This is a genomic window from Desulfonatronospira thiodismutans ASO3-1, assembly GCF_000174435.1.
GTDB lineage: Bacteria > Desulfobacterota > Desulfovibrionia > Desulfovibrionales > Desulfonatronovibrionaceae > Desulfonatronospira > Desulfonatronospira thiodismutans.
On sequence record NZ_ACJN02000001.1, the window covers coordinates 895,511 to 917,896 of the forward strand.

At 52.0% G+C, this 22,386-nt stretch carries 27 protein-coding genes; 16 read left to right on the plus strand and 11 right to left on the minus strand.

The window, feature by feature from the left end; genetic code table 11:
- Position 1: 1 nt before the first annotated feature.
- Positions 2 to 1,105 (minus strand): molecular chaperone DnaJ, encoded by a 1,104-nt coding sequence (gene dnaJ, locus DTHIO_RS04040; protein ID WP_008869079.1) that lies wholly within the window; start codon positions 1,103 to 1,105, stop codon positions 2 to 4.
- Between the two features lie 2 nt (positions 1,106 to 1,107).
- Positions 1,108 to 1,323 (minus strand): DNA-directed RNA polymerase subunit omega, encoded by a 216-nt coding sequence (rpoZ, locus tag DTHIO_RS04045; RefSeq protein WP_008869080.1) that lies wholly within the window; start codon positions 1,321 to 1,323, stop codon positions 1,108 to 1,110.
- A 249-nt stretch (positions 1,324 to 1,572) separates the two neighbouring features.
- Here rpoZ and DTHIO_RS04050 point away from each other — a divergent pair, with 249 nt between their 5' ends.
- The 16 genes from DTHIO_RS04050 to DTHIO_RS04125 all read left to right on the plus strand — a co-directional run bounded on the left by DTHIO_RS04050 (position 1,573) and on the right by DTHIO_RS04125 (position 15,794).
- Complete coding sequence (locus DTHIO_RS04050; protein ID WP_008869081.1) at positions 1,573 to 2,319, plus strand: tRNA lysidine(34) synthetase; 747 nt, start codon at positions 1,573 to 1,575, stop codon at positions 2,317 to 2,319.
- Positions 2,320 to 2,553: 234 nt separating this feature from the next.
- A complete protein-coding gene (locus DTHIO_RS04055) occupies positions 2,554 to 3,456 on the plus strand; it encodes a M23 family metallopeptidase (protein ID WP_008869082.1) in 903 nt (300 codons plus the stop codon).
- Positions 3,457 to 3,736: 280 nt separating this feature from the next.
- Positions 3,737 to 4,525 carry a flagellar biosynthetic protein FliR gene (fliR, locus tag DTHIO_RS04060; RefSeq protein WP_008869083.1) on the plus strand — a complete coding sequence of 263 codons (789 nt, stop codon included), beginning with the start codon at positions 3,737 to 3,739 and terminating at the stop codon, positions 4,523 to 4,525.
- A gap of 97 nt (positions 4,526 to 4,622) precedes the next feature.
- Complete coding sequence (gene flhB, locus DTHIO_RS04065) at positions 4,623 to 5,702, plus strand: flagellar biosynthesis protein FlhB (RefSeq protein ID WP_008869084.1); 1,080 nt, start codon at positions 4,623 to 4,625, stop codon at positions 5,700 to 5,702.
- A 45-nt stretch (positions 5,703 to 5,747) separates the two neighbouring features.
- The gene (gene flhA, locus DTHIO_RS04070; protein ID WP_008869085.1) at positions 5,748 to 7,853 is read left to right on the plus strand and encodes a flagellar biosynthesis protein FlhA; all 2,106 of its coding nucleotides are present in this window, start codon (positions 5,748 to 5,750) and stop codon (positions 7,851 to 7,853) included.
- On the plus strand, positions 7,843 to 8,946 hold the full coding sequence (locus DTHIO_RS04075; RefSeq protein ID WP_008869086.1) for a flagellar biosynthesis protein FlhF: 1,104 nt from the start codon (positions 7,843 to 7,845) through the stop codon (positions 8,944 to 8,946). Before flhA ends, DTHIO_RS04075 begins: the two co-directional genes overlap by 11 nt.
- A 38-nt stretch (positions 8,947 to 8,984) precedes the next feature.
- Positions 8,985 to 9,806: a MinD/ParA family protein gene (locus DTHIO_RS04080; RefSeq protein WP_008869087.1), complete on the plus strand. Its 822-nt coding sequence runs from the start codon at positions 8,985 to 8,987 to the stop codon at positions 9,804 to 9,806.
- On the plus strand, positions 9,760 to 10,545 hold the full coding sequence (locus DTHIO_RS04085; RefSeq protein WP_008869088.1) for a FliA/WhiG family RNA polymerase sigma factor: 786 nt from the start codon (positions 9,760 to 9,762) through the stop codon (positions 10,543 to 10,545). Before DTHIO_RS04080 ends, DTHIO_RS04085 begins: the two co-directional genes overlap by 47 nt.
- A 134-nt stretch (positions 10,546 to 10,679) precedes the next feature.
- On the plus strand, positions 10,680 to 11,063 hold the full coding sequence (locus DTHIO_RS04090; protein ID WP_008869089.1) for a chemotaxis response regulator CheY: 384 nt from the start codon (positions 10,680 to 10,682) through the stop codon (positions 11,061 to 11,063).
- A gap of 115 nt (positions 11,064 to 11,178) precedes the next feature.
- On the plus strand, positions 11,179 to 11,865 hold the full coding sequence (locus DTHIO_RS04095) for a flagellar basal body-associated FliL family protein (RefSeq protein WP_008869090.1): 687 nt from the start codon (positions 11,179 to 11,181) through the stop codon (positions 11,863 to 11,865).
- A 1-nt stretch (position 11,866) separates the two neighbouring features.
- A complete protein-coding gene (locus DTHIO_RS04100) occupies positions 11,867 to 12,172 on the plus strand; it encodes a hypothetical protein (RefSeq protein WP_008869091.1) in 306 nt (101 codons plus the stop codon).
- A 38-nt stretch (positions 12,173 to 12,210) separates the two neighbouring features.
- Positions 12,211 to 12,633: a hypothetical protein gene (locus DTHIO_RS04105; RefSeq protein WP_008869092.1), complete on the plus strand. Its 423-nt coding sequence runs from the start codon at positions 12,211 to 12,213 to the stop codon at positions 12,631 to 12,633.
- Positions 12,634 to 12,645: 12 nt separating this feature from the next.
- Entirely contained in the window at positions 12,646 to 12,951 is a 306-nt protein-coding gene (locus DTHIO_RS04110) for a hypothetical protein (RefSeq protein ID WP_008869093.1), read from the plus strand.
- A gap of 4 nt (positions 12,952 to 12,955) precedes the next feature.
- Positions 12,956 to 13,942 carry a tRNA dihydrouridine synthase gene (locus DTHIO_RS04115; protein ID WP_008869094.1) on the plus strand — a complete coding sequence of 329 codons (987 nt, stop codon included), beginning with the start codon at positions 12,956 to 12,958 and terminating at the stop codon, positions 13,940 to 13,942.
- Entirely contained in the window at positions 13,939 to 14,832 is an 894-nt protein-coding gene (gene ispH, locus DTHIO_RS04120; protein WP_008869095.1) for a 4-hydroxy-3-methylbut-2-enyl diphosphate reductase, read from the plus strand. Before DTHIO_RS04115 ends, ispH begins: the two co-directional genes overlap by 4 nt.
- Positions 14,832 to 15,794 carry a chemotaxis protein gene (locus DTHIO_RS04125; protein WP_008869096.1) on the plus strand — a complete coding sequence of 321 codons (963 nt, stop codon included), beginning with the start codon at positions 14,832 to 14,834 and terminating at the stop codon, positions 15,792 to 15,794. Before ispH ends, DTHIO_RS04125 begins: the two co-directional genes overlap by 1 nt.
- A 337-nt stretch (positions 15,795 to 16,131) precedes the next feature.
- Here DTHIO_RS04125 and proB read toward each other — a convergent pair whose 3' ends face one another.
- The 9 genes from proB to DTHIO_RS04165 form a co-directional block, all read right to left on the minus strand.
- The gene (gene proB / locus DTHIO_RS04130; RefSeq protein ID WP_008869097.1) at positions 16,132 to 17,280 is read right to left on the minus strand and encodes a glutamate 5-kinase; all 1,149 of its coding nucleotides are present in this window, start codon (positions 17,278 to 17,280) and stop codon (positions 16,132 to 16,134) included.
- 15 nt (positions 17,281 to 17,295) lie between these two features.
- Entirely contained in the window at positions 17,296 to 18,315 is a 1,020-nt protein-coding gene (gene obgE / locus DTHIO_RS04135) for a GTPase ObgE (protein WP_008869098.1), read from the minus strand.
- Positions 18,316 to 18,392: 77 nt separating this feature from the next.
- On the minus strand, positions 18,393 to 18,662 hold the full coding sequence (gene rpmA, locus DTHIO_RS04140; protein ID WP_008869099.1) for a 50S ribosomal protein L27: 270 nt from the start codon (positions 18,660 to 18,662) through the stop codon (positions 18,393 to 18,395).
- Between the two features lie 18 nt (positions 18,663 to 18,680).
- A complete protein-coding gene (rplU, locus tag DTHIO_RS04145; RefSeq protein ID WP_008869100.1) occupies positions 18,681 to 18,992 on the minus strand; it encodes a 50S ribosomal protein L21 in 312 nt (103 codons plus the stop codon).
- Positions 18,993 to 19,121: 129 nt separating this feature from the next.
- The gene (locus DTHIO_RS04150; protein ID WP_008869101.1) at positions 19,122 to 19,910 is read right to left on the minus strand and encodes a ComFC family protein; all 789 of its coding nucleotides are present in this window, start codon (positions 19,908 to 19,910) and stop codon (positions 19,122 to 19,124) included.
- Positions 19,911 to 19,938: 28 nt separating this feature from the next.
- Complete coding sequence (locus DTHIO_RS04155) at positions 19,939 to 20,526, minus strand: flavodoxin family protein (protein ID WP_008869102.1); 588 nt, start codon at positions 20,524 to 20,526, stop codon at positions 19,939 to 19,941.
- Entirely contained in the window at positions 20,519 to 20,689 is a 171-nt protein-coding gene (locus tag DTHIO_RS21350) for a hypothetical protein (RefSeq protein WP_008869103.1), read from the minus strand. Before DTHIO_RS21350 ends, DTHIO_RS04155 begins: the two co-directional genes overlap by 8 nt.
- An 80-nt stretch (positions 20,690 to 20,769) precedes the next feature.
- Positions 20,770 to 21,402 carry an MBL fold metallo-hydrolase gene (locus tag DTHIO_RS04160; protein WP_008869104.1) on the minus strand — a complete coding sequence of 211 codons (633 nt, stop codon included), beginning with the start codon at positions 21,400 to 21,402 and terminating at the stop codon, positions 20,770 to 20,772.
- Positions 21,403 to 21,467: 65 nt separating this feature from the next.
- Positions 21,468 to 21,974, minus strand: a complete 507-nt coding sequence (locus DTHIO_RS04165) for a nitroreductase family protein (RefSeq protein ID WP_008869105.1) — start codon at positions 21,972 to 21,974, stop codon at positions 21,468 to 21,470.
- Positions 21,975 to 22,386: the final 412 nt, after the last annotated feature.

Here is a 22,386-nt window from a genome sequence, read left to right on the forward strand (position 1 = left end):
CCTACTCACCCATTACTTTTTTAAAGAATCGCTTGACCTTGTGCCCGGCCTTTTCCTTTTCCAGATTTTCAAACTCCTGCAGCAGCTCTTCCTGTCTTTTGCTCAGCTTGGTAGGAGTCTTGACCTGGACCTGGACCAGAAGGTCGCCGCGCTGGGTTCCGCCGGGATACGGCAGACCCATCCCGCTTAGTTGAAAAACCTTTCCGCTCTGGGTACCTTTGGGGATCTCCATGGAAATGGGCTCATCCAGGGTCGGCACTTCCACCTTGCCCCCAAGGGCAGCCTGGACAAAGGTGATGTCCACCTGGGTGACCAGGTCCTGGCCCTGCCTCTTGAAAGTGTCGTCCTCTTCCACAAAAATGACTACATACAGATCTCCGGCAGGACCTCCGTGCTCGCCGGGCTCGCCTTCGCCGCGCAGCCTCAGGCGGCTGCCGTTATCCACTCCTGCGGGCACCCGGACCTTGATATGTTTGTTGACCTGGATGACCCCCAGACCTTTGCATTTTTTACAGGGGTTGGTAATGAGCATTCCCTGGCCCTGACAAACCGCGCAGGGCATGGCCACCCGGAAAAATCCCTGGGTGCGGTGTACCTGGCCGCTGCCTCCGCAATGCTTGCATGTCTCGGCGGAATGCCCCGGCTCAGAACCCTGGCCGGTGCAGCGATCGCACTTTTCTCTCTTGGGCAGTTCCAGGTCCACTTCAGTGCCCTTGGCTGCCTCGCGGAAAGAGACAGTCAGGTTGTAACGAAGATCAGCACCTGCTCTGGCCCTTGGACCGGAACGGCGTCCACCGAAACCGAAAAAATCCCCGAATATATCGGAAAAGGAATCAAAAATGTCGTCAGTGCTCCTGAACCCATGAAAACCGTTGCCTTCCATGCCGGCATGACCCAGGTGGTCATATCTCTGACGCTTTTCCGGGTCGCTTAATACCTCGTAGGCTTCAGATGCGTCCTTGAACATGGTTTCAGCCTCAGGATCATCCGGGTTGCGGTCAGGATGGTACTTGAAAGCCATCTTGCGGTAAGCCTTTTTAATCTCTTCCTGACTTGCTTCCCGGGAGACCCCCAGCACCTCGTAATAATCCCTCTTTTCAGCCATGCCTAATCCACCTTGATTCCGGCTTTATGAATGGATTTGGATGGGATGACCTTGCCGGCAGCAATCTCCCTCAAGCTGGTGACCACATCCTTGTTTTTGCTTTCCACGAGAGGTTTATACCCCTCCCGGTACTGCTGAATCCTTCTGACCGACATCTGCACCAGCAAAAAACGGTTGTTAACCTTTTCCAGACAATCTTCTACAGTTATTCTGGCCATAGCCTACCTCTCAATTTATATAAAAAACTAAAAATACCGTTGTAGACCTGATTCCTTGAAAACAAGCCTCTTCAGGACCCAGAAAAAATAACCCGGCCCCATCGACAAAAACGAATATAAGTAACTGCAAAAGGGCTCCCGGGTCAAGAACAAAATCTCGCATTTTGTGCATTGCCCGCATGCAGACTTTATATTATTAGGCCCGGAATTGAAGCTGTCAATTGTTTCCGCTGGAACAAAACGCTGTCTATGGGAATTAAAAAAAATCTCAACCATGCACAGAAAATATGCCTGGGCCGCTGCGGCAAACTCATGCAGCAGACAGGCATGCTGTGGCCCGGGGCCCGGGTGGGCATCGCTGTCTCCGGCGGCGTGGACAGCTGGGTTCTGGCCAGAGTTTTGATGATACGCCAGAAAATAGTGCCCTTTTATTTCGAGATCATCCTTCTGCACGTCAACCCCGGATTCGATCCTGGCAACCACCAGCCCCTGGTGGACTGGCTGGGCGCAAACCCCCTTCCCGGGCATATCCAGTCCACGGACATAGGACCCAGGGCTCACAATCCCGGCAACACCAAGTCTCCCTGCTTCCTGTGCTCGTGGAGCAGGCGCAAGGTCCTTTTTGATCTCTGCAGAAAATACAGCCTGACCCACCTGGCCCTTGGACACAATGCCGAAGACCTGGCTGCTACCTTTTTCATGAACCTTATACAGACCTCCAGAGTGGACGGACTTTCCGCCAGAGAAGAGTTTTTCCAGGGCAGTTTGACCCTGATCCGGCCTCTGCTGCTGGTGGAGAAGAAATATATCCGCAATGCAGCCCGCAGGTGGGAACTGCCTGTCTGGGAAAACCCGTGCCCCTCAGCCGGAGCCAGCAAGAGAACGGAGATGGAGGGAATGCTGGATGTGTTGTCCGGAGGAAACAAAAAGACAAGACAGAATATATTGAATGCTTTTAAGCGCTGGCAGCTTGACTTGGCCTGTAACTTAAAATAGGAATTCATGAATTGTTTATCAGAATTTACTGCTGCAAACCTTTGAAGCACATTTACAAAGGGGTAACAGTTTAGCCCTTTTTAAGGAAAGCAGGGGACATTAAGGAAAGCAGGGGACAGGCACCCCCGCACTTATTTTTCTAAAGGAAGATTGACAGGTTTTAAAATAAGTGCGGGGAGAGCCAGTCCCCATTCCAAATGCAAATGGCTAAACTTTTACACAAAGGGAATCAACATGCTTTTTAAAAAATACCAGTTGGTTATATTTAAAGACAAACATGGATCGTGCTCCAGTATTACATTAAGAGGCTGGGTTTTCATGTTTGCCCTTTTGCTGATCCTGGCCGTAGCCGGAACCAACGTTTACCTCTGGAAGCATTACCAGGAGTACAGGACCGTCAGTCAGCAGTTGAACCGTTCCCAGGACACGGTCCAGTCCCAGAAAATTCAACTCACCACCCTGTTTCACAAGTTTCATGACCTTGAACAGAACCTGGAGCGGGTCCAGGAGTTCGACGACAAGCTCCGGGTCATGCTGAACCTTGAGCCTCCCAGAGAACTTAACCCCAATCCAATAGGCGGGACCAGTGAAAACACCTCCCCTTCATCGTTTCCCTTCTACCGCCAGGAGATGCTCACCAGACAGATGCACAACTTTCTGGACCAACTGAGCAAAGAAGCCCGCCTGGAAGAAATAAAACAGCAGGAGATCCTGCAGGCCCTGCATCAGCAAAAAGATCTCCTTTCCAGTACTCCTTCCATCTGGCCTGCCCAGGGATGGGTATCCTCGGATTTCGGGTATCGTTCCTCACCCTTTACCGGCCAGCGGGAATTTCATAAGGGCCTGGACATTTCAGCTCCAGAAGGTACGCCCATTTATGCTCCGGCATCAGGTAAAGTCACTTTTACCGGCAGGGACGGTGGATACGGCATAACCATGGTCATTGATCACGGCAGGGGAATTACAACCAGGTATGCCCACCTGCAGCGCTACGTAGCTGATGAAGAAACCAAGGTATCCCGGGGAGAGCTTATTGGCTACGTGGGCAACACCGGCAGAAGCACCGGCCCACACCTGCACTACGAAGTACGCCTCAACAACATGCCGGTAAACCCCAAAAGATACATTCTGAACTGACCTGATAAGTGCCCGCAATCCAGTTATCTGTTATCAGTTAATTGTTATTCAGTTTATTATGACCCCAGTGAAACCCTGCTATGCAGGAAATCCTTCGGATTTGTTTCACCTGGCAGGCCCAGTGTATTGGAAGAATATACACGGGGATAGTCTCCTTCAATTCCGCCATTCAATTCCGCTCGCCCCTTCGCCAAGTCGCTGAAATCGCTCAAGTCGCCCCTTCGCTCCCTCGCTTCTTCCCGCTCCCCCAATCTGGCCCGTCTCTTGCTAATCAGCGGGCATGGACATATTCAATTTCAACCCTGAAACCGTATTCAGCTTCTGGCTGACCTTCTTCAGAGTAAGCCTGGTGGTGTTCCTGCTGCCCTTTTTCGGGGGTGAGGCTATGCCCGTACCCATCAAGGCCGCCCTGTGCATTGTTCTATCCCTGGCCCTCTGGCCGCATCTTTCCTTTGATGCGCAATACTTCCCTGAACATCCGGCCCAGATTGCGGTCATGATTATGGGCGAACTGGTTCTGGGGCTTATCCTGGGATTGATCGTGCATTTTCTCTTCGCCGCCATCCAGACAGGGGGAGACCTCATTGCCTTTCAGATGGGCTTTAAAATGATGAACGTGGTGGACCCCCTTACCGGCCTGCAGGAGTCAATAACCACACAGTTTCTGTATATGTGCTCCATGCTGGTGTTTCTAAGCATCAACGGCCACCTGTATATGCTCATGGGCCTGACCCAGAGCTTTGACCTGATACCTCCGGGGGGGCTGTTCATCACCCCGGAGCTTATTAACCAGATCATATATTATTCCAGTCAAATTTTTGTCCTGGCCTTTAAAATTGCTTCTCCAATTATCGCCACGGTCTTCCTGGTCAACCTGGGCCTGGCGTTTATGGCCAGAACCGCTCCCCAGATGAATGTTCTGCTTTTGGGTTTCCCCATAAAGATTGCAGTGGGACTGCTTTTTCTGAGCCTGGTTTTCCAGCTCATCAGCCTGTATGTATCCGGCTTCATCTCCGATCTGGGGGGCACCATGTATAACCTGCTGCGGGCGGCTGCCGGTCCTTCGTGAAGTAACAAGGCGGAATACATCTAATCTTCTGGTAAGTTGAAAGTTATCAGTTAATTGTTGATAGTCCAAAAAAATATTTATTATTGCAGAGTGTTAGATGCCTCAGAAAGACCCCAGTAAAACAGAAGACGCAACCCCGAAACGGCGGAAAAAGGCCCGGGAACAGGGGAATGTACCCAAAAGCCAGGAGATGCCCAAGATCATCAGCCTCATCGCCGGCATTCTTGCTCTGCGCCTGTTTTTCCCCCATATCAGGGATACGTACATGGAGATGACCGAATGGTTCATGGACCAGGCCTTTCATTATCAGCTCAACCCGGAAAGCCTCTATCACCTGGCTGTTTTCAGCATCCAGAATATTGCCAGTATGCTTCTGCCTTTTATGCTCATAGTATTTTTCGTGACTATCGTAGCAATTTATCTGCAAGTAGGTTTTTTGTGGACCTTTAAGCCACTCAAGCCCAAAATGAAAATATTTAACGTAGTTGAAGGGCTCAAGAAAAAATTCCTGGACCTGAACACCCTGGTGCGTCTGGTGAAAAACGTAGGCATCGCCTCAGCCGTTGCTACCGCTCCATACATTATCATCACATCGGAATTTGAAAACTTTCTGCCCCTTTTTTACGAAGACCCTCCTTTTATCGTGGCCTACATCCTGAATACAGCCTTCAAGATGGCTATGCTGGCCATGATCCCCCTGCTTATCATAGCCATCGCCGACGTAGCCTACACCAGGTGGGACTACGAGCAGAACCTGAAAATGACCAAGGACGAGGTCAAGGACGAAAGAAAGCAGGCCGAGGGAAATCCAGAGGTAAAAAAGGAGCAGAGAAAGAAGATGCAGTCCACCACCCAGCAGAGAATGCGCCAGGAAGTACCCAAGGCGGACGTGGTCATTACCAACCCCACCCACCTCGCAGTAGCCATAAAGTACGATCCCGTTCTGGCTCCCGCCCCCATGGTCCTGGCCAAGGGGGCCAACTTCAGGGCCGAAAAGATCAAGGAGATAGCCAGGGAAAACAACATCCCCATCAGGGAAAACAAGCCATTGGCACAAGCCTTGTATAAGAACGTCCAGGAAGGCGAAACAATACCCGAAGACATGTACAAGGCAGTGGCTTCAATACTGGCTCAACTCTACAAATTCAAAAAACAGGGATCGCCTGGAGGACAATAAAAATGCCTGCAGCAAAAACCGATTCAAATACAGGGCGTCAATAATATGGCAGTTAAATCTTCTGTTCTGGGCAATATCAACTATGCCAGGTTCACTAAGCAGGGAGACATACTACTGGCCGGCGGAGTGGTGGTCATTCTTTTTGTCATGCTGGTCCCCATGCCGCCCGTGCTCCTGGATCTGCTGCTGACTTTCAATCTGTCCTTTGCCTTTGTCATCCTGGTCACATCCATGTTCATGCGCAGCCCCCTGGAATTTTCCATATTCCCTTCGCTTCTTCTGATAGCCACCCTGTTCAGGCTGGCCCTGAACGTGGCCACCACCAGGCTTATTCTGCTGCACGGAGATCAGGGCACCCATGCCGCGGGCCGGGTCATCGAGTCCTTCGGCACCTTTGTGGTGGGAGGCAACTACTTCATCGGCATAGTGATCTTTCTCATTCTTTTCGCCCTGACCAAGATGGTCATAGCCAATGGAACAACCCGCATAGCCGAAGTGGCGGCGCGCTTTACACTGGACTCCATGCCGGGCAAACAGATGTCCATTGAGGCCGATCTCAACTCCGGACTCATAGACGAGCAGGAAGCCAAAAGGCAGCGCGAAGCCCTGCGCAAGGAATCGGACTTCTACGGAGCCATGGACGGCTCGGGCAAGTTCGTCTCCGGCGACGTCAACGCCGGCATACTCATTACTGTCATAAACATCGTTGGCGGGCTGATAATAGGTATCGTGCAGCATGGCATGAGCTGGGGCGAGGCCGCCCAGACCTATACCCTGCTGACCATCGGCGACGGCCTGGTGGCCATAATTCCCTCCATCATCATTTCCACTTCAGCAGGCATAATTGTCAGCCGTGCCGCTGCCGAAGCCCAGATGGGTCAGGAATTCCTGGGTCAGCTCACCAACCATCCCAGGGCCCTGCGCTTAGTCAGCGGTGTGCTGCTGCTTTTCGGCCTTGTTCCGGGAATGCCCACTTTTGTCTTCCTGCTCATGTCCGGCGCCCTTTTTACCCTGTCCATTCTTTCAGCCAGAAACAAAACCGAGATCGAAGAACAGGCAGCTGAAAAGAAAGAAGACAGCCAGGCCGCCCTGGAAACCCCGGCTGAAGTCCACTCCCTGCTGCCTCTGGACACTCTGGAACTGGAAGTGGGATACGGCCTTATACCCCTGGTGGACGAAGACCAGGACGGCAATCTCCTGGCCAGGATCAGGTCCATCCGCAGGCAGTTCGCCCTGGATATGGGCGTGGTCATTCCCTCCCTGCACTTGAGGGACAACCTGCAGCTCAAGCCCGGCGAATACGCGGTTCTCATAAAGGGCAACCAGGTGGCCAGATCGGAAATTATGATAGACCATTACCTGGCCATGGACCCTGGAGATGCCAAGCACCGGATAAAAGGCATTGAAACACTGGAACCGGCCTTCAACCTCCCGGCGTTGTGGATACCCGAAAACAAGAAGGAAGAGGCGGTCATGGCCGGTTATACAGTGGTGGACCCCTCCACTGTCATTGCCACGCACATCACGGAAGTCTTCAAACACAATCTGCATGAATTCCTGGGTCGTCAGGAAACCCAGAATCTGCTGGACAACCTGGCCCAGAGGGCGCCCAAGGCTGTTGAGGACCTGGTACCCAATATCCTTACCCTGGGAACTGTGCAGAAAGTTCTTCAGAATCTGGTCAAGGAAAAAGTATCCATCCGGGACCTGTTGACAATTGTAGAGACTCTGTCGGATTATGGACAGCAGACCAGGGACCCGGAACAGCTGACAGAATACGTACGCCAGAAAATGGGCCGGACCATTGTAAGGCCGTATCTCAGCGAAGACGGAACCCTGCCCATTATAACCCTGGATGAGTCCATAGAAAAATCTTTCCAGGAAGGACTGCGGCAGACCGATCACGGCACGTACCTGGCAATGGAGCCCAATCTGGCCCAGAAGATCATCAACTCAATAAACAAGACCCTGGAAAAAACCACCGTGGCCGATGGACAGCCTGTACTGCTTACATCGCCACTGATCAGGCCGCACCTGGCCCAGTTGCTCCTGAGGTTCGTGCCCAATCTGCCGGTGATCGCCCAGACCGAAATACCGACCAATATCCGGCTGGAATCAGTAAACACTGTGAGCATGAAGAATGCAGGTTAAAACCTTTCGTGGACAATCATACTCAGCTCTCCTGCAGCAGGTGAAAAGCGAGCTGGGGCCGGACGCAGTGATACTGAGCAGTGACTGCATCTCTTCCAACGGCAAAAAAGCCTTCGAGCTGACTGCCGCCCTGGAAGTGCCAGCAGCAGACCAGGAACAGGCTTACGATAAAAAGCAGGAAAAAAGCGGAAGCGAGGATCTGATTCCGGATACTGAACCGGGCCTGCAGGGTGAGCAGTGGCGTCAGGAGTGGGCGGAATTCAAAAAAAGCATCTTCCAGATGATCAAGCCCCAGCTCCAGGGCCCCAGGATCAGCTCCAGGCAGAAGCAGGCCTTGGAATTCCTCGAAAAACAGGGGGTTTACCCGGAAGTAATCATGGATCTCTGGTCCAGGCTGGGGAAAAACTCTCACCTGCCAACCCTGGATGTTCTTTCCAGAGCCGTGCCTGTCTCCTCCTGGAAAAAACAGATGCGCCAGGGAACAATCCACTGCCTCATGGGGCCCAGCGGTGTAGGCAAGACCACCACTGTTCTAAGACTGGCCCTGGAGAGCAGGAACATTAAGCCAGGCATGAAGATCTGCCTGGTGAACAACGACACCCAGCATGCCGGAGGCAGGCTCTTTTTGAAGCATTATGCCGACCTGTCGGGCTTTTCCTTTATGGAGATCAAGTCCGCCCAGGACCTCAAAAGCCTCAAACAGGCCCGGGAAAAATTCGACCTGGTATTTATGGATACTCCGGGACTTGGTCCACATGACAACGTACAGGACAGCTTATGGATGAAACACATGAAAAACATTCAGAGACACCTGGTATTAAGTCCGGTTTACGCCCATGAACAGCTGGATAATTATCTGCAGAAATATTCAAGGGATGATTTGAACAGTCTTATATGGACCAAGCTTGATGAAGCCTGCAGCTACGGAACACTGGTCAATGCATCCTGGAAAAGCGCCCTGCCCGCTTCATATCTGGGCTTCGGAAAAGGGCTCAGACACTGTTCCACCAGCGCTTCCAGGGACAATTTCTGGAAACTGATCTTTAAAAAGAAACTGCCGCAGGCAACCCAGCAGGAAGACAATAATTTTTAACCAGCTTCCATATCAACGCAAATAAACAGGGACAGAATATGCCGAAACAGACCAAGCTGCCCATAGTACTCTCGCTTACCTCCGGCAAGGGTGGTGTGGGTAAAACCAACATGTCCGTCAACCTTGCCTACTGCCTGAGCAGGCTGGGGAAAAAGACTCTACTGCTGGATGCCGATCTGGGTCTGGCCAACGTGGATGTCATCCTGGGCCTAAATCCCAGATTCAACCTTTTCCATCTTTTCCATGAAAATATGGATCTGCAAAAAATAATCTTGCCTACAGACTACGGCTTTGACATACTGCCTTCCGCCTCTGGTGTTACTGAAATGCTGTCTCTTAGCACTGGCCAGAAGCTTGAGCTCCTTGAAGTAATGGACACCCTGGAGAATGAGCTGGACTACCTGATCGTGGACACAGGTGCAGGAATCAACGAAAACGTCATTTACTTCAACCTGGCGGTACAGGAAAGGATCATTATCCTCACCCCTGAACCGACATCGCTGACGGATGCATACGCCCTGATCAAGGTGCTGAAAATACAGCACGGCATTGAGCGCTTCCGGGTGGTGGTCAATATGGCCAAAAGCCAGGAAGAGGCCAGAGAAGTTTTCAAGAAGCTCTACAATGCCTGCGATCACTTTTTAAGCGGAATATCCCTGGACCTGTCAGGCATTGTCCCCATGGATCTAAACGTCAGAAAAGGGGTTGCCAGTCAACAGCCCTTTTGCCATTATGCCCCCAACTCCAAGGCGTCCAAGGCATTGATGCACACAGCCGAAAGCATGACCAAATGGAAACCTGCTGAAAATCTTGATGGCAATATCAAATTCTTTTGGAAAAAACTCCTCTTCCAGGAATAATCCCTGGGAAGTACTGGAACAAAACGGGGTTGCCTTTGATCAGTTGTCCGCTGCTGACAAAAATGAAATAGTCAGGGCTTACGGCCAGAAGATACGCATTACTGCCGCCCGGTTAAAGCATAAGCTGCCGGCGCACGTGGACGTTAACGATCTTATAAGTGCAGGTTCTCTGGGGCTTATCGAGGCCCTGGGCAATTTTGATCCGACCCAGGGTATCAAGCTCGAGACCTTTGCCGACAACCGCATCAAAGGCGCAATGCTTGACGAATTGCGCAGAATGGACTGGTTTTCCAGGGGGCTTCGCAAAAAAGTGAAAAAACTCGAACAGTCCATGCGGGAATTTGAGCAGAATACTGGGCACAGCCCCAGCCACAGTGAGCTCAAAGAAATCACCGGCTACTCACGCGAAGAAGTTGAAGAGGGCCTGCTGGCGCTGCAGAATCAGATCTGCCTGAGCCTGGAAGCCATTCAGGAAAACTTTTCCGCGACAGGGACCCAGGACAGCGACGAACCGCAGTTAAGCGTTGTCTTTCACGACCTTGTAGACAAGGTGGCCGCCATCATTGAAAAACTGTCCAACAAGGAACAGCTGGTGCTGTCCCTTTATTACACCGAGGAATTAACCATGAAGGAAGTGGCCCAGGTACTCGATGTTACCGAGGGAAGAGTATCCCAGCTGCATTCCCAGGCCATAAAAAAAGTCAAGGACAACTTTGCTCAGGAGCACGACGTGTTTTAAGAGGTGTTTACACAAAGTCATTCTGGTTTACTGTTTTTTATCTTAAATAGTTAAAAGTTTTGCAACTGTCACATGATAAGCATAAGTGTAAGAAGCTGCTCCGGGAACCTGGCCAAAAATTTGAGGAGGTATTAATGTCCAGCAACAAAAATATTCGGATTTTAGTCGTTGACGACTTTTCAACCATGCGCAGAATAATTAAGAATATTTTAAGGCAACTGGGCTACAACAACATAGTTGAAGCCGATGACGGCACTACTGCCTGGGAGATCCTGAACAAGGACAAGATAGATTTTATAGTCAGCGACTGGAATATGCCCAAAATGACTGGAATAGAACTTCTGCGCAAGGTAAGGTCCAGCGAGGAATTCTCCGACCTGCCCTTTCTAATGGTCACTGCTGAGGCCCAGCAGGAAAATATCATCGAGGCTGTCCAGGCCAAAGTATCCAACTATATCGTCAAGCCTTTCACTGCGGATACCATGAGTCAGAAAATTGAAAAAATTTTTGAGAAATAATTACTGCTGCTCACCATGGTAATGCTTTTGCCCATTACCAGAGCAACAAAAGTCACAAACTTCGCCGAATAATCAACCACTAATCCTGACAATAATTAACAGGATTGAAAAAGCCATGGCGAACAAAGAAAAAGATCAATCCACTGACCAGGACCTTTCCCTGGACCAGGATGAACTGGACACCGACAGAGGCCGGGAAAAGGTCGAACTGGACCTGGACGATGCTCCTTTTCTGGAGGAAGAAGAGGAGGAGTTAGAGGCCGGTGAAGACCATCAAGGCAGCCGGGATCAGGGCGACGATACGCATGATGAGGACCAGAAGGCCCCGGTGCCATGGTGGAAGCAGAAAAAGACCTTTGCAGCCGGAGCAGCGGCCCTCTTGATCCTTTTGCTTGTGACCGGATATTTTCTTGTATCCCCGGAAGACGAACCTCCGCCTCCTGATCCCGCTCCCCGGGAAGTGGTTGACGATCCCATAGAAGAGCCGGAGAAAGATCTTTCCGAAATAATTGTTGATATGGAACCATTCATGGTGGAATTTGAAGCTGACAACAATATACGTTTCCTCAAGGCCAGGTTTTCCCTGTCTGTTCTTGGGGACGACATGGCCCGGGAAGTCCAGGACAAAAAGCTGGTTTTGCGCGATTCAATATATTACTTCCTGCGCAACAAGGACGGATCCTTTTTGCAGAACAGTGCCAACACTGATGAGATCACCAGGGACCTCATGTCGGTGCTTGAGCAGTACCTGGGCCGGGACCAGTTGAACAACATAGTAATTGAGGACTATTCGGTGATGTAATATGGTCAGTCCCTTAAGCCTGCCGGTGGTGATGGCTCAATCCTACATAGCCCAGCACTTCCAGGTGGCTGCCCACAACTCGCCAGCCAGGCACCAGGCGGTTTTAAGCGATATAGCCGTCAGGAAATTCGCCCATGAAAAAGGGCAGGTATCTGCTACGGACTCCATTTCCCAGCTTGCTGCGCAGAAGGAACACCAGGGAAGTAAACACCTGGGACCTGAAAAGACATCCCCCAGGCGGAAAAAATCCGGGGACCAGGAAAAACCTGATCCTTTCTCGGATAACATTGTAGATATAAAGGTGTAGCCCGAAAATATCATCAGGCCATGGAAAATAAGTGATAAATGAGTTCTTTTCACTGGATATTGCTGGTGGTCAGCGCTGTAGAGATTCTTCTGCTGGCACTGGTTTTCATATTTTTTTTCCGTCTGCGGCGTTCAGAAAATATCCTGACCCACCTGCAGGACAACCAGGAAAGATTCATCGAGCGCCTGAACTTTAATGCCCAGCTTGAAAATGAACTGGTTTCCACTTTTGAAAAGCGCCAGAAGGAACTTAAAGACCTGGAACACAAGCTGGACCTGCGCATAAAGGAACTGAACAAGCTTATACGCCAGGCCGAAAAATTCACCAAATCACCTCAGTTCATGAAACAGGTCATTATAACCGGATACCAGAACGGCCGCTCCGTGGAAGAGCTGGCCAAAGCAACCGGCATGTCCGTAGATGAAGTAGAACTTATTGTCGAAGGTCATCGCGGCGGGTGATTATTCAATAAAATGCGCATCTTTGGTCCAGGGTACAGGCAAAGCCAGGAAGACAGTCCAGGCGAAAACCCCAGAGTCAGACGCTTCAGACGCAAATACAGCCAGGGAGACGTCATAGAGGGTACAGTCCTGGAGTACGACTCTTCGCAGCTGGCCTGGGTCCTGGTGGATGATCTGCGTATCCTGGCCTGGACCAGGAACAATCACTTCCGGGGCCGGCTTCTCCACCTCCAGGTGGAAAGCATGCACCCTGAAATAGTGCTCAAGGAAGTTGAGTACGACCCGGAAGGCAAAAAAAGAATAAGCATAATGGTATAAACCTGTGCCCGCCAGCAAAACCTTAACCTCCAGCCCGCCACTGACCCCGGACTCCCCCTGGCTTGCCCCCCTGGCCGGATATTCAGACCTGTCTTTCAGGCTTTTGTGCCGCAACCTGGGCTGCAGGGCCGCCTGTACTGAAATGATCAGCGCCAAGGGACTTTTCTTTTCCACTGCCAACACTATGCGTCTTTTAGAGACCTGTGACCAGGACCTTCCCTTAGTAGTTCAGCTTTACGGATCTGATCCGGACATCATGGGCCGGGCCGTCAGCACGCTCAGCAGCAAGGGGTTCAGGTATTTCGACCTCAACTGCGGGTGCTCGGTAAAAAAAGTGGTCAAGACAGGAGCCGGGGCTGCCCTGCTTAAAGACACTGGTCTTTTGCTGCAAATGGTTGCCGCCATGGCCGATATGGCCGGGCCGGGCCGGGTGGGGGTAAAATTACGCCTGGGCTGGAGCAGTGAACAAAAGGTATACCTGGATCTGGCAGCGCCCCTGGCCGACGCTGGAGCGGGATGGATCACCCTGCACCCCAGGACCGCGGTGCAGCAGTTTACCGGCAAGGCAGACTGGCAGGCCCTGAAAAATCTCAAGGAGATCTCCCCGGTTCCGGTTGTGGCCAGCGGCGACCTATTTACCGCCCGGGACGCACTGGACTGCGTCCGGCAGACCGGGGTGGATACCGTAATGTTCGCCAGGGGAGCACTCATGGACCCGGCAATAGGCATGCGTTATAAGAACCTGCTGCAGGGCCTGGAGGACCTGCCCCGGGACCAGGAGTTTACTCTGCGCCTGTGCATGGAGACCATAGATACTTATCGCAGGCATGCTTCCTCCCGGGCGGTGCTCAAACTAAGGACCCTGCTGCCCAGAATGATCCGGGGACTTCCCGGAGCAAAGGATTTGCGCAAAAAAATAATCTTATGTAGACAGTGGGCCGAACTGGAGGAAGTAATGAATTCAGCCCGGAAACACCTGGAGCAAGCATGAGCACACAGGTTCTGCTGGCGGAAAGCGCCGGATTCTGCATGGGGGTGAGCCTGGCCCTGGGCAAGCTGGACAAGGCCCTGGAAAACCAGACCAGTCAGCGCATATTCACCTATGGTCCCATCATCCACAACCCCCAGGTACTGGAGTATTACCACGGCAAAGGAGTCAAGATAATCGACAACTGGGATGAGCCCCGGCCCGGAGACATGGTCCTCATCAGGGCCCACGGTGTACCTTTGCAGGTTGAGGAAAAGCTCAGGGAAAAAAACATTGATATACTCGATGCCACCTGCCCCAAGGTGAAAAAGGCCCAGCTGCTGATATACAAAAACAGCGCCGTGTCGGACCGTCTGCTCATCTACGGAGAACTGGACCACCCCGAAGTAAAGGGACTATTAAGCTATGCCCAGTGCGAGGCTTTTCTTTTTGAAAATATGCAGGAATTCAAAAAGATCGCCCTGGCTCCTAAAGACCGCTACTGCCTGGTATCCCAGACCACCCAGGACCGACAGGAATTTCTCAGCATAGCCAGTGAACTAAAACACAGCCAGGGCAATGAAATCATTACCCTGGATACCATCTGCGACGCCACCAAGGACAGGCAGAACGAAACCATTAAAATCGCCGGACAGGTGGAGTGCATGTTTGTGGTGGGCGGCAGGAACAGCGGCAACACCAGACGTCTGTACCAGGTAGCCCGGAAATACTGCCCCAGATGTCTGCACATTGAAACAAAAGAGGAAATCGACCCGGAAATGGTTAAAGGCTGCAGCAAAGTGGGGCTCACAGCCGGTGCATCCACGCCCAACAGCACCATACAATCCATTTATCAGTATCTGCACCGGATAATAAACAGCCAGGACCCCTCTTTAACAACCCGGAGATCTTAATGACCAATTCGGACATACTTCTTGAAGCAGGAACCAATGAGCTTGAAATTGTTGAATTTTTTCTGGATGAGGATCTGGACGGTGAAAGCTACCAGGGCTTTTACGGGGTAAACGTAGCCAAGGTTCTGAGGATAATAAACAAGCCGGAAGTGACTGAAATGCCCAGCACACCCCACTCGTGCGTCCTGGGGGCATTCAATCAGCGTTCCCGGATAATCCCCCTGGTGGACCTGGGGCTCTGGCTGGATAAGCAGGCTGTGGAGTCCGGGTCTTCAAAAGTGATTATCACCGAGTTCAACAGGGTGGTCACAGGTTTTCTGGCCTCCGGAGTAACCAGGATTCACCGGCTGAGCTGGGATGAAGTGGAGCCTCCGGATGCTTATGTGGACAGCTTCAGTGCCGGCAGCATAACCGGGGTGGTCAAAATTGAGGACAGGATAGTCTTTATCCTGGATCTGGAAAAGATACTGGCTGAACTGAGCCCGGGCATGGGAATGAACCTGGATCAGGAACTGCAATCAGACAGTGAAAGCGGGTACACCGCCCTTGTTGCCGATGACTCCACCCTGATCCGGAACATGATCTCGGATCTGCTGGAAAAGGCCGGGTTCAGGGTTATTAAATTCAAAAACGGCCAGGAAGCATGGAATGAACTGGAAAAAATCAAAAACACCTGTTCAAGTGAAGATAAATCTCTTGATTCCCTTGTTCACATTGTGGTCTCGGACATAGAAATGCCGGCCATGGATGGTCTGACCCTGACCAGAAAAATAAAAAACGACTCCGTACTTGGGAACCTTCCTGTCATACTCTTTTCCTCCCTCATAAGCGACAGGCTGCGCCACAAGGGTGTCTCTGTTGGAGCCGACGACCAGGTATCCAAGCCGGAAGTATCGCTTTTGACCCAGAAAGCCATGAAACTCATCCGGGACAGGGAACAAAGTTTCAAGAGTAAGTTCTAACCCGGGCTTTGCCCGCAACCCAATAAAGAAAAGAGCTATTTGACAGGATTAACAGGATTAAGAGATGGATAAAGAAAAAAATCATTTTGTCCTGGCTCCCAGTTTAATGCCCTTCGGGCTTGCTCTGCGAGCAATTAAACGGGACAGGCGGAAGCCAGGCCAAAAGGTAATCACTCCAGCACTCACTTTTTTCCTGCATTCATGAGTGCCGGAAGAAAGTGAGTGCTGGATGGCTAATGCAATCTGCGGCTTCCGGCCGCAGATTGCTTATCCTGCCAATCCTGTTAATCCTGTCCAAGTTTCTTGTTTTTTATGACAAGATTTCAGCAGTAAGCCACTAAAGCACTGCCTCCAGCAGCATATTGTCCCTGTGAATTGCTTCAGGGTAGAGACACTGTCCAAGCACTCCCTCAATTTCCCCGGATTTCTTGCCCATAATCTGGCGCAGATCTGAAGCTTTGTAGTTGGTAAGGCCCACTGCAGGACGTCTGCAGCTGTCCTGCTCCACAATTTTCACTAAAGCCCCCTTGCCGAAATTGCCCCGTATTTCCACGATACCCGCAGGCAGGAGGCTTTTGCCCTTTTCAAAAACAGCAAAAGCCGCTCCCCTGTCCACCACTATTTCCCCTGCGGGCTCCTGGTTGTAGGCAAACCAGAACTTGCGGCTGGAAATACTTTTGTCCCGGGGCAGAATCCAGGTGCCAAGATCCTCGCCGTCAAAGGCTTTTTCCAGGGAGAACCTGTCCCTGCCGGAAAGTATAAGGGTGGGCACACCCAGTTGGGCCGCCTTGCGTGCGGACAGGAGCTTACTGTACATTCCTCCGCTGCCTTGCTGGGTTTTCCCCTGACACATCCTTTCCAGGGGCTCGGAATGGATGTCCTCAATACAGGCTATCTTTTGCGCATCCGGGTTTTCCCTGGGATTTTCCCGGTATACGCCGTCTGATGAGGTCAGGTTTATAAACAGGTCCGCCTCCACCAGGTTCAGTATCATCACCCCCAAAGCGTCGTTGTCCCCGAAGCGAAGTTCCTGCACCGCCACGGTATCGTTTTCGTTTATTACCGGTATGGCCCGCCACTCCAGGAGCTGAAGCATGGTATTGCGGGCATTGATGAAGCGCTCCCTGCTTTTGAGGTCGTTTCTGGTAAGCAGGATCTGGGCGGTAATCTTTCCATAACGCCCGAAGATCTCGTCATAGGCATGCATAAGCCTGCTCTGGCCCACAGCTGATGTAGCCTGCTTGAATACCAGGTCGCTTTTGCTCCGGCATGAGGAAAGCACCTTGCAGCCAGCGGCCACTGCCCCGGAAGAGACCAGGATAATATCCATTCCCCGGTCGTGCAGAAGGCAGATCTGGTCCACCAGCCTGCTGACCACACGCAGGTCCAGGCCCTCCCGGCCCGTAAGCACGGCACTGCCTATCTTGATAACTACGCGGCCGGCTCCGGCCAGGATTTTTCCGGTTTCTTCACGATGATTTTTCATGGCCAAGCATTTATATCATTTTACATCAACGGACAACCGGTAAAACCTCTCCCACATATCCTGCACCAGTTTTTCAACGCCGGTTCCTTCCAGGGCCGAAATCAGGTACACTCTGTATTCATAGGCCTCAACAGCCCTGCCGAGCTTATCCAGTTCATCTCTGCTTAAAAGATCTGTTTTGTTCAGGACCAGGACCTGCTCTCTCGAGGCCAGTTCCGGTGAATATTTTTCCAGCTCCTGGTTCAGGATCTCGAAACCCTGCCAGGGGCTGTCCAGGTCGATATCCTCAACACTTAAAATATGCACCAGAAACCTGGTGCGCTCCACGTGCTTCAAAAACCTGTCCCCCAGTCCCCTGCCCTGATGGGCCCCGGATATGAGCCCCGGAATATCCGCCACCACCATCTGTGTATCGCGCTGGTCCCGCAGCACTCCGAGATTGGGGTTGATTGTGGTGAAGGGGTAGGAACCGATCTTGGGCCTGGCAGCCGAGATCCTGGAAAGAAGAGTTGACTTGCCTGCATTGGGCAGGCCCAGAAGGCCTGCATCAGCCAGGACCTTCAACCTGAGTTTCAGGCGCAGCTCCACTCCTTCCTCTCCAGGCTGAGCAAACCTTGGAGCGCGCATGGTGGAAGACTTGAAGTGAGTGTTGCCTTTGCCCCCCCTGCCCCCTTGGGCCAGAAGAACCCTCTGGCCGGGATGCACCAGATCTGCAAGCAAAGATTCACCGTCCTCCTGCATGGAATAAACCTGGGTGCCCACAGGCAGATAAATCACCAGGTCATCACCGGACCTGCCGAACCTCTGCCTGCCCATGCCGGGACGACCGTTCTGGGCTGCAAACAAGCGCTTACGCTTAAAATCGTAAAGAGTAAGCAGCCCAGGATCAGCCTCCACGTAAAGGCTCCCGCCTTCTCCCCCGTCCCCTCCATCGGGACCGCCCCTGGGAATAAACCTCTCCCTGCGGAAGGATACGCACCCGTCTCCGCCTTTCCCGGAACGGGCTGTTATTTCGGCTTCATCCACAAAGCGCATGCAGTAGACCTCAAAAAAAAGGCCGCCCGGAGATGCTCTCCCGGCGGCCCGCCATAAAAATTTTCAAACGCTAAGAATTAGACCGCTGCAGGCACAATACTGACCCTGGTGCGGACTTTTTTCTTGCGGGTAAATTTGTCATACTTGACCTCGCCGTCGGAGAGGGCGAAAAGAGTGTAATCCTTGCCCACGCCGACATTGGCTCCGGGATGGATTTTGGTCCCCAGTTGACGGACCAGTATATTGCCAGCCCGGACCTTCTGTCCGCCGTACCTTTTCACCCCTCTTCTCTGTCCGTGACTGTCGCGTCCATTCCTGGAACTTCCGCCTGCTTTTTTATGTGCCATTCTTTTATCCTCCCGGGACTATGCCTGGATGCTCTTGACCTTAACCGCGGTAAAATCCTGGCGATGTCCCTGCTTTTTGCTGTATCCCTTGCGTCTTTTCTTTTTGAAGACGATCACCTTCTTGTCCCGGTCGTGTTCCAGGATATCGCAGACAACCCTGGCCTGATCCAGGTAGGGCTTGCCGAATTGAACATCATCATCCTGTCCCACTGCCAGGACCGAATCCAGAACAACTTCTTCCCCGGGCTCCTGGTCCATCCTGGCCACTTTCAGCCTTTGACCTTCCCTTACCCGGTATTGCTTTCCACCGCTTTCAACTATAGCAAACATTTTTACCTCCCAATAAAGAAGAAGACTTTTTAACCTGAACTGTATCAAACGTCAAGCAATATCTTGAAGATTGTCAAAAAAAGGCGAAAATATTCATCATGATAATGCTTTTGTCAGGGGCGGTACCAGCTACATCACCCCTCTGGCCAGAAAAAGCACCTGCACCCGGGAAGCACCTGCCTTGATAAGTGTCCTGGTGCATTCTTCCAGGGTGGACCCAGTGGTGTAGATATCATCAACCAGGAGGATGGATTGCCCCCTGACCACCCCGGCATGGGCTTCAAAAGCCCCTTTTAATTCCTTCATCCGGTCCTTGCGGTTCAGGGAGCTCTGGGCTGCAGTAGGCCTCTTTTTTACCATGGCCCGGTGCTGCAGCTGAAACCCCGTGCTTGCGGAAAATATTCTGGCCAGCTCCAGGCTCTGGTTGAAGCCCCGCATTTTAAGCTTGGATTCGTGCATGGGCACGGGTACTACCATGTCCGCCTTGACTCCGCCATGATATTGGCCGGCCTGAACCAGCATGCCCCCGAGAACCCTGCCCAGCCCCAGATCCCCTTTGAACTTGAAGCACAGAATAAGCTCTCTCAGGCGGTCCTGGTAAGGCCCGAAAAAACCCAGCCCGGACCAGGGAAAAGGCCTGGTGCGGCAGTCCAGGCAGTAATAAGGACTGGCTTCTTCAAGGGTGTAGATTTTGGCGCAGCCCGGGCAGAATCCGCGCCGCCTTATTTTAATCTTCTCCAGACACGCAGGACACATTGTGTCCGGGCCAGTCTCTTTATCCCTGACCATCCCGCATATCAGGCACCTTCTTCCCAGAAATTCCCGCCTGAGAACCCGGGTGAGTTTCCAGGGATGAAAACTGTAAAGACCATAAACGCGAAGCTGCTCTTTTAACACGTTTTTAAACGCATACATCATTGCAGCCCTGCTTCCCGCCCTTGAAGCCTCAAGAATGCCCTGCAGCGCTGCGGGCAAACTCCCTGATCTTTTCCCTGGAATCCTGATCCCCGGCCAGGTCCTCCCTGAGATCAATCCCCCTCAGGCACAGATCCTTCAGGGCAAATCCCAGAGGGTACAAAAAATACTTCAGGCTCAGCAGACTGCCTTCAAAAAGGCGTTCTCCCTTCTTTCTCCCGGCAATGAGGACGCAGTAAGCCTGTTTCAATTCAAGGCCCGGCTCCCCCTTTGCCGCCCAGGCCTCGTACACGCTCTGCCCCCGGTCTATAAGGGCCTTAAAGGTGGACGGAACATGGTAATAGTATATCGGGCAACTGAAAAACACCAGGTCCGACTCCTGCATTTTATCCAGGATCTCCTGGACATCATCTTTGCCCGCCAGGATACAGCGGTTGTTTTTAGTGGTCTCGCACTTGCGGCAGCCCATGCAGGGCAGGATCTTTTTGTCCCTGAGAAAGATACTTTCCACCCGGCATCCCCGGCCCTCTAAGGTATCTGCTATTTCCCCGGCCGCCTTGTCGCTGTTACCCTCTTTTCTGGGACTGCACCCCAGCACCATGACCCTTGAATCAGCCACTTTGCTTACTCCTGCGTTGAAAGTCCGCCCTGACGAAAGAAGCTTTGGCAGCCTTGTCCATACTCCATTCCGGATGCATCAGGGCCAGGGAATCCAGAACCTGCACCCTTTGTGTATGCACAAGGACGCGAACAGTATCCGCCCTGGTTTGCCGGAGGTGCATACCCACCTCCCGCTCCAGTCCTCAGCACATGTTGCGCAGATCAAGCCAGAGCATATCTTTCTATATCTCCACTGCCGTCATTACATAAACGATGAATTCTGAAAAAACGGATTGTTCTGTTTTTCGTCCATCACCGTGCTCTGAGGTCCGTGCCCGGAGTATATCACCGTATCGCCGGGCAGGGTGAATATTTTCTCCCTTGCTGACTTCTTGAGCACTTCCATGCTCCCCCCGGGAAAGTCGGTGCGTCCCACAGCACGCTGAAAAAGAAGATCACCAACGAATACAGCCTTCAAGTCTGGAAAATAAAAGGAAAGACTGCCCGGAGTATGCCCTGGTGTGGACAGGACTGTGCATTCATGACCCAGAAGCTCTTGCTTTCCCTCTTTGAGGTCCTCAAAGTCAAACCCCGGAGTCTCGGGAAAATCCATGAAACCGCCGCCGCCCACTTCCGTGTCCAGAAGAAACCTGTCTTCTTCAGGGGCGAAGATTTTGGCCCCGGAGGACTCTGCCAGGGCGGCGTTGCCCTGGATATGATCAAAATGCAGATGAGTATTGAGAATCATGGCCAGGGAAAGACCGTTGTCTCTTAAATAATCAACTATGCGCTGCGGATCACCCCCGGGATCCATTACCAGTGCCTCCTGCTGCGAATGCAGCACATAACAGTTGGTCTGCAGAACACCCAGGGGAAAAGTCTTTATCTCAAGCATGCGAAACTCCATTGTTTATTGTATTTATAAAAATCAACTGGACGGACAGGCTGAAAAAGCCTCCATCAAAATTCTTCCAGCATCAATTCCTTGAGATCTCTTCGCTGGGAGGAACCCTTCTGGTCCGGATGGCCCAGGGCCACTACAGCCATAAGTTCCAGCTGCTCCGGGTCGGTGCAAAGCACCCGGTGCACCTGGGATTCCTGGTTGATGATCTCCCCCAGCCAGACCGCCCCCAGACCCAGGGCATGAGCCGCCAGAAGCATGTTCTGCACACAGGCCCCTGCGCCCTGGCAATCCTTTTCATGGTGATACTTGGCTTGTCTGTCCAGAAATACTGTTATCAACACATTGGCCGCCCGGACAATATGGCTGTACTTGGTACACTCCTCCAGTCCGTTTTTTCTTTCATCCCCCCGGGCAAGCACCAGGAATCGCCACGGCTGATTGTTCAGACCGCTGGGTGCCCATCTGCCGGCATCCAGAATACGCCGGACATCCTCTTTGCTCACGTCTTCCTGGGTAAACTTGCGTATGCTGCGGCGATTATAAATGGTCTCCAGGACCTGCATAAATTCTCCTGCATATTTAAAACTGACAATAAACCCTATAACAACAATAACGGACTTGGTAACCGTAAAAGGAGTTTTTTTCAACCCTTGAACTTAAAGCCTGCCGGGCCTGCAAACATGCAGCTGCAAAAAATCTAAAGCGGGCTTTGCCCGCAAACCATTTTTTCTTACGCAAAACGCCCATTTAAATCCTCTTCGGGGTGCTTACGCATTGAATTACGCCAAAGCGTGACAAGCAAAGATCGCAAAGCAAGAAATTTATCTTTGCGCCATGCACGGCAACGTTCAGCCGGGCCTGCTCCTCAGTATAGATCAAGGGCACGGCGTAAACTCCCCTCCTTAGCCAAGGAGGGGCCGGGGGTGGTTGTAACCGATCCCTTCATTATCTCTCCCCTCCTTAGTCAAGGAGGGG

What these genes read in the sequence shown, in the direction of transcription:
- flhA (WP_008869085.1), top strand. Translation starts at nt 5,748, where the DNA reads ATGGCAGTTAAATCTTCTGTTCTGGGCAATATCAACTATGCCAGGTTC.
- DTHIO_RS04055 (WP_008869082.1), top strand. Translation starts at nt 2,554, where the DNA reads ATGCTTTTTAAAAAATACCAGTTGGTTATATTTAAAGACAAACATGGA.
- DTHIO_RS04080 (WP_008869087.1), top strand. Translation starts at nt 8,985, where the DNA reads ATGCCGAAACAGACCAAGCTGCCCATAGTACTCTCGCTTACCTCCGGC.
- proB (WP_008869097.1), bottom strand. Translation starts at nt 17,280, where the DNA reads ATGAAAAATCATCGTGAAGAAACCGGAAAAATCCTGGCCGGAGCCGGC.
- DTHIO_RS04165 (WP_008869105.1), bottom strand. Translation starts at nt 21,974, where the DNA reads ATGCAGGTCCTGGAGACCATTTATAATCGCCGCAGCATACGCAAGTTT.
- rpoZ (WP_008869080.1), bottom strand. Translation starts at nt 1,323, where the DNA reads ATGGCCAGAATAACTGTAGAAGATTGTCTGGAAAAGGTTAACAACCGT.
- dnaJ (WP_008869079.1), bottom strand. Translation starts at nt 1,105, where the DNA reads ATGGCTGAAAAGAGGGATTATTACGAGGTGCTGGGGGTCTCCCGGGAA.
- DTHIO_RS04110 (WP_008869093.1), top strand. Translation starts at nt 12,646, where the DNA reads ATGCGCATCTTTGGTCCAGGGTACAGGCAAAGCCAGGAAGACAGTCCA.
- DTHIO_RS04100 (WP_008869091.1), top strand. Translation starts at nt 11,867, where the DNA reads ATGGTCAGTCCCTTAAGCCTGCCGGTGGTGATGGCTCAATCCTACATA.
- ispH (WP_008869095.1), top strand. Translation starts at nt 13,939, where the DNA reads ATGAGCACACAGGTTCTGCTGGCGGAAAGCGCCGGATTCTGCATGGGG.
- DTHIO_RS04090 (WP_008869089.1), top strand. Translation starts at nt 10,680, where the DNA reads ATGTCCAGCAACAAAAATATTCGGATTTTAGTCGTTGACGACTTTTCA.
- DTHIO_RS04150 (WP_008869101.1), bottom strand. Translation starts at nt 19,910, where the DNA reads ATGATGTATGCGTTTAAAAACGTGTTAAAAGAGCAGCTTCGCGTTTAT.
- rpmA (WP_008869099.1), bottom strand. Translation starts at nt 18,662, where the DNA reads ATGGCACATAAAAAAGCAGGCGGAAGTTCCAGGAATGGACGCGACAGT.
- rplU (WP_008869100.1), bottom strand. Translation starts at nt 18,992, where the DNA reads ATGTTTGCTATAGTTGAAAGCGGTGGAAAGCAATACCGGGTAAGGGAA.
- DTHIO_RS04160 (WP_008869104.1), bottom strand. Translation starts at nt 21,402, where the DNA reads ATGCTTGAGATAAAGACTTTTCCCCTGGGTGTTCTGCAGACCAACTGT.
- obgE (WP_008869098.1), bottom strand. Translation starts at nt 18,315, where the DNA reads ATGCGCTTTGTGGATGAAGCCGAAATAACAGCCCGTTCCGGGAAAGGC.
- DTHIO_RS04085 (WP_008869088.1), top strand. Translation starts at nt 9,760, where the DNA reads ATGGCAATATCAAATTCTTTTGGAAAAAACTCCTCTTCCAGGAATAAT.
- DTHIO_RS21350 (WP_008869103.1), bottom strand. Translation starts at nt 20,689, where the DNA reads ATGCACCTCCGGCAAACCAGGGCGGATACTGTTCGCGTCCTTGTGCAT.
- DTHIO_RS04105 (WP_008869092.1), top strand. Translation starts at nt 12,211, where the DNA reads ATGAGTTCTTTTCACTGGATATTGCTGGTGGTCAGCGCTGTAGAGATT.
- DTHIO_RS04050 (WP_008869081.1), top strand. Translation starts at nt 1,573, where the DNA reads ATGGGAATTAAAAAAAATCTCAACCATGCACAGAAAATATGCCTGGGC.
- DTHIO_RS04075 (WP_008869086.1), top strand. Translation starts at nt 7,843, where the DNA reads ATGCAGGTTAAAACCTTTCGTGGACAATCATACTCAGCTCTCCTGCAG.
- DTHIO_RS04095 (WP_008869090.1), top strand. Translation starts at nt 11,179, where the DNA reads ATGGCGAACAAAGAAAAAGATCAATCCACTGACCAGGACCTTTCCCTG.
- flhB (WP_008869084.1), top strand. Translation starts at nt 4,623, where the DNA reads ATGCCTCAGAAAGACCCCAGTAAAACAGAAGACGCAACCCCGAAACGG.
- fliR (WP_008869083.1), top strand. Translation starts at nt 3,737, where the DNA reads ATGGACATATTCAATTTCAACCCTGAAACCGTATTCAGCTTCTGGCTG.
- DTHIO_RS04125 (WP_008869096.1), top strand. Translation starts at nt 14,832, where the DNA reads ATGACCAATTCGGACATACTTCTTGAAGCAGGAACCAATGAGCTTGAA.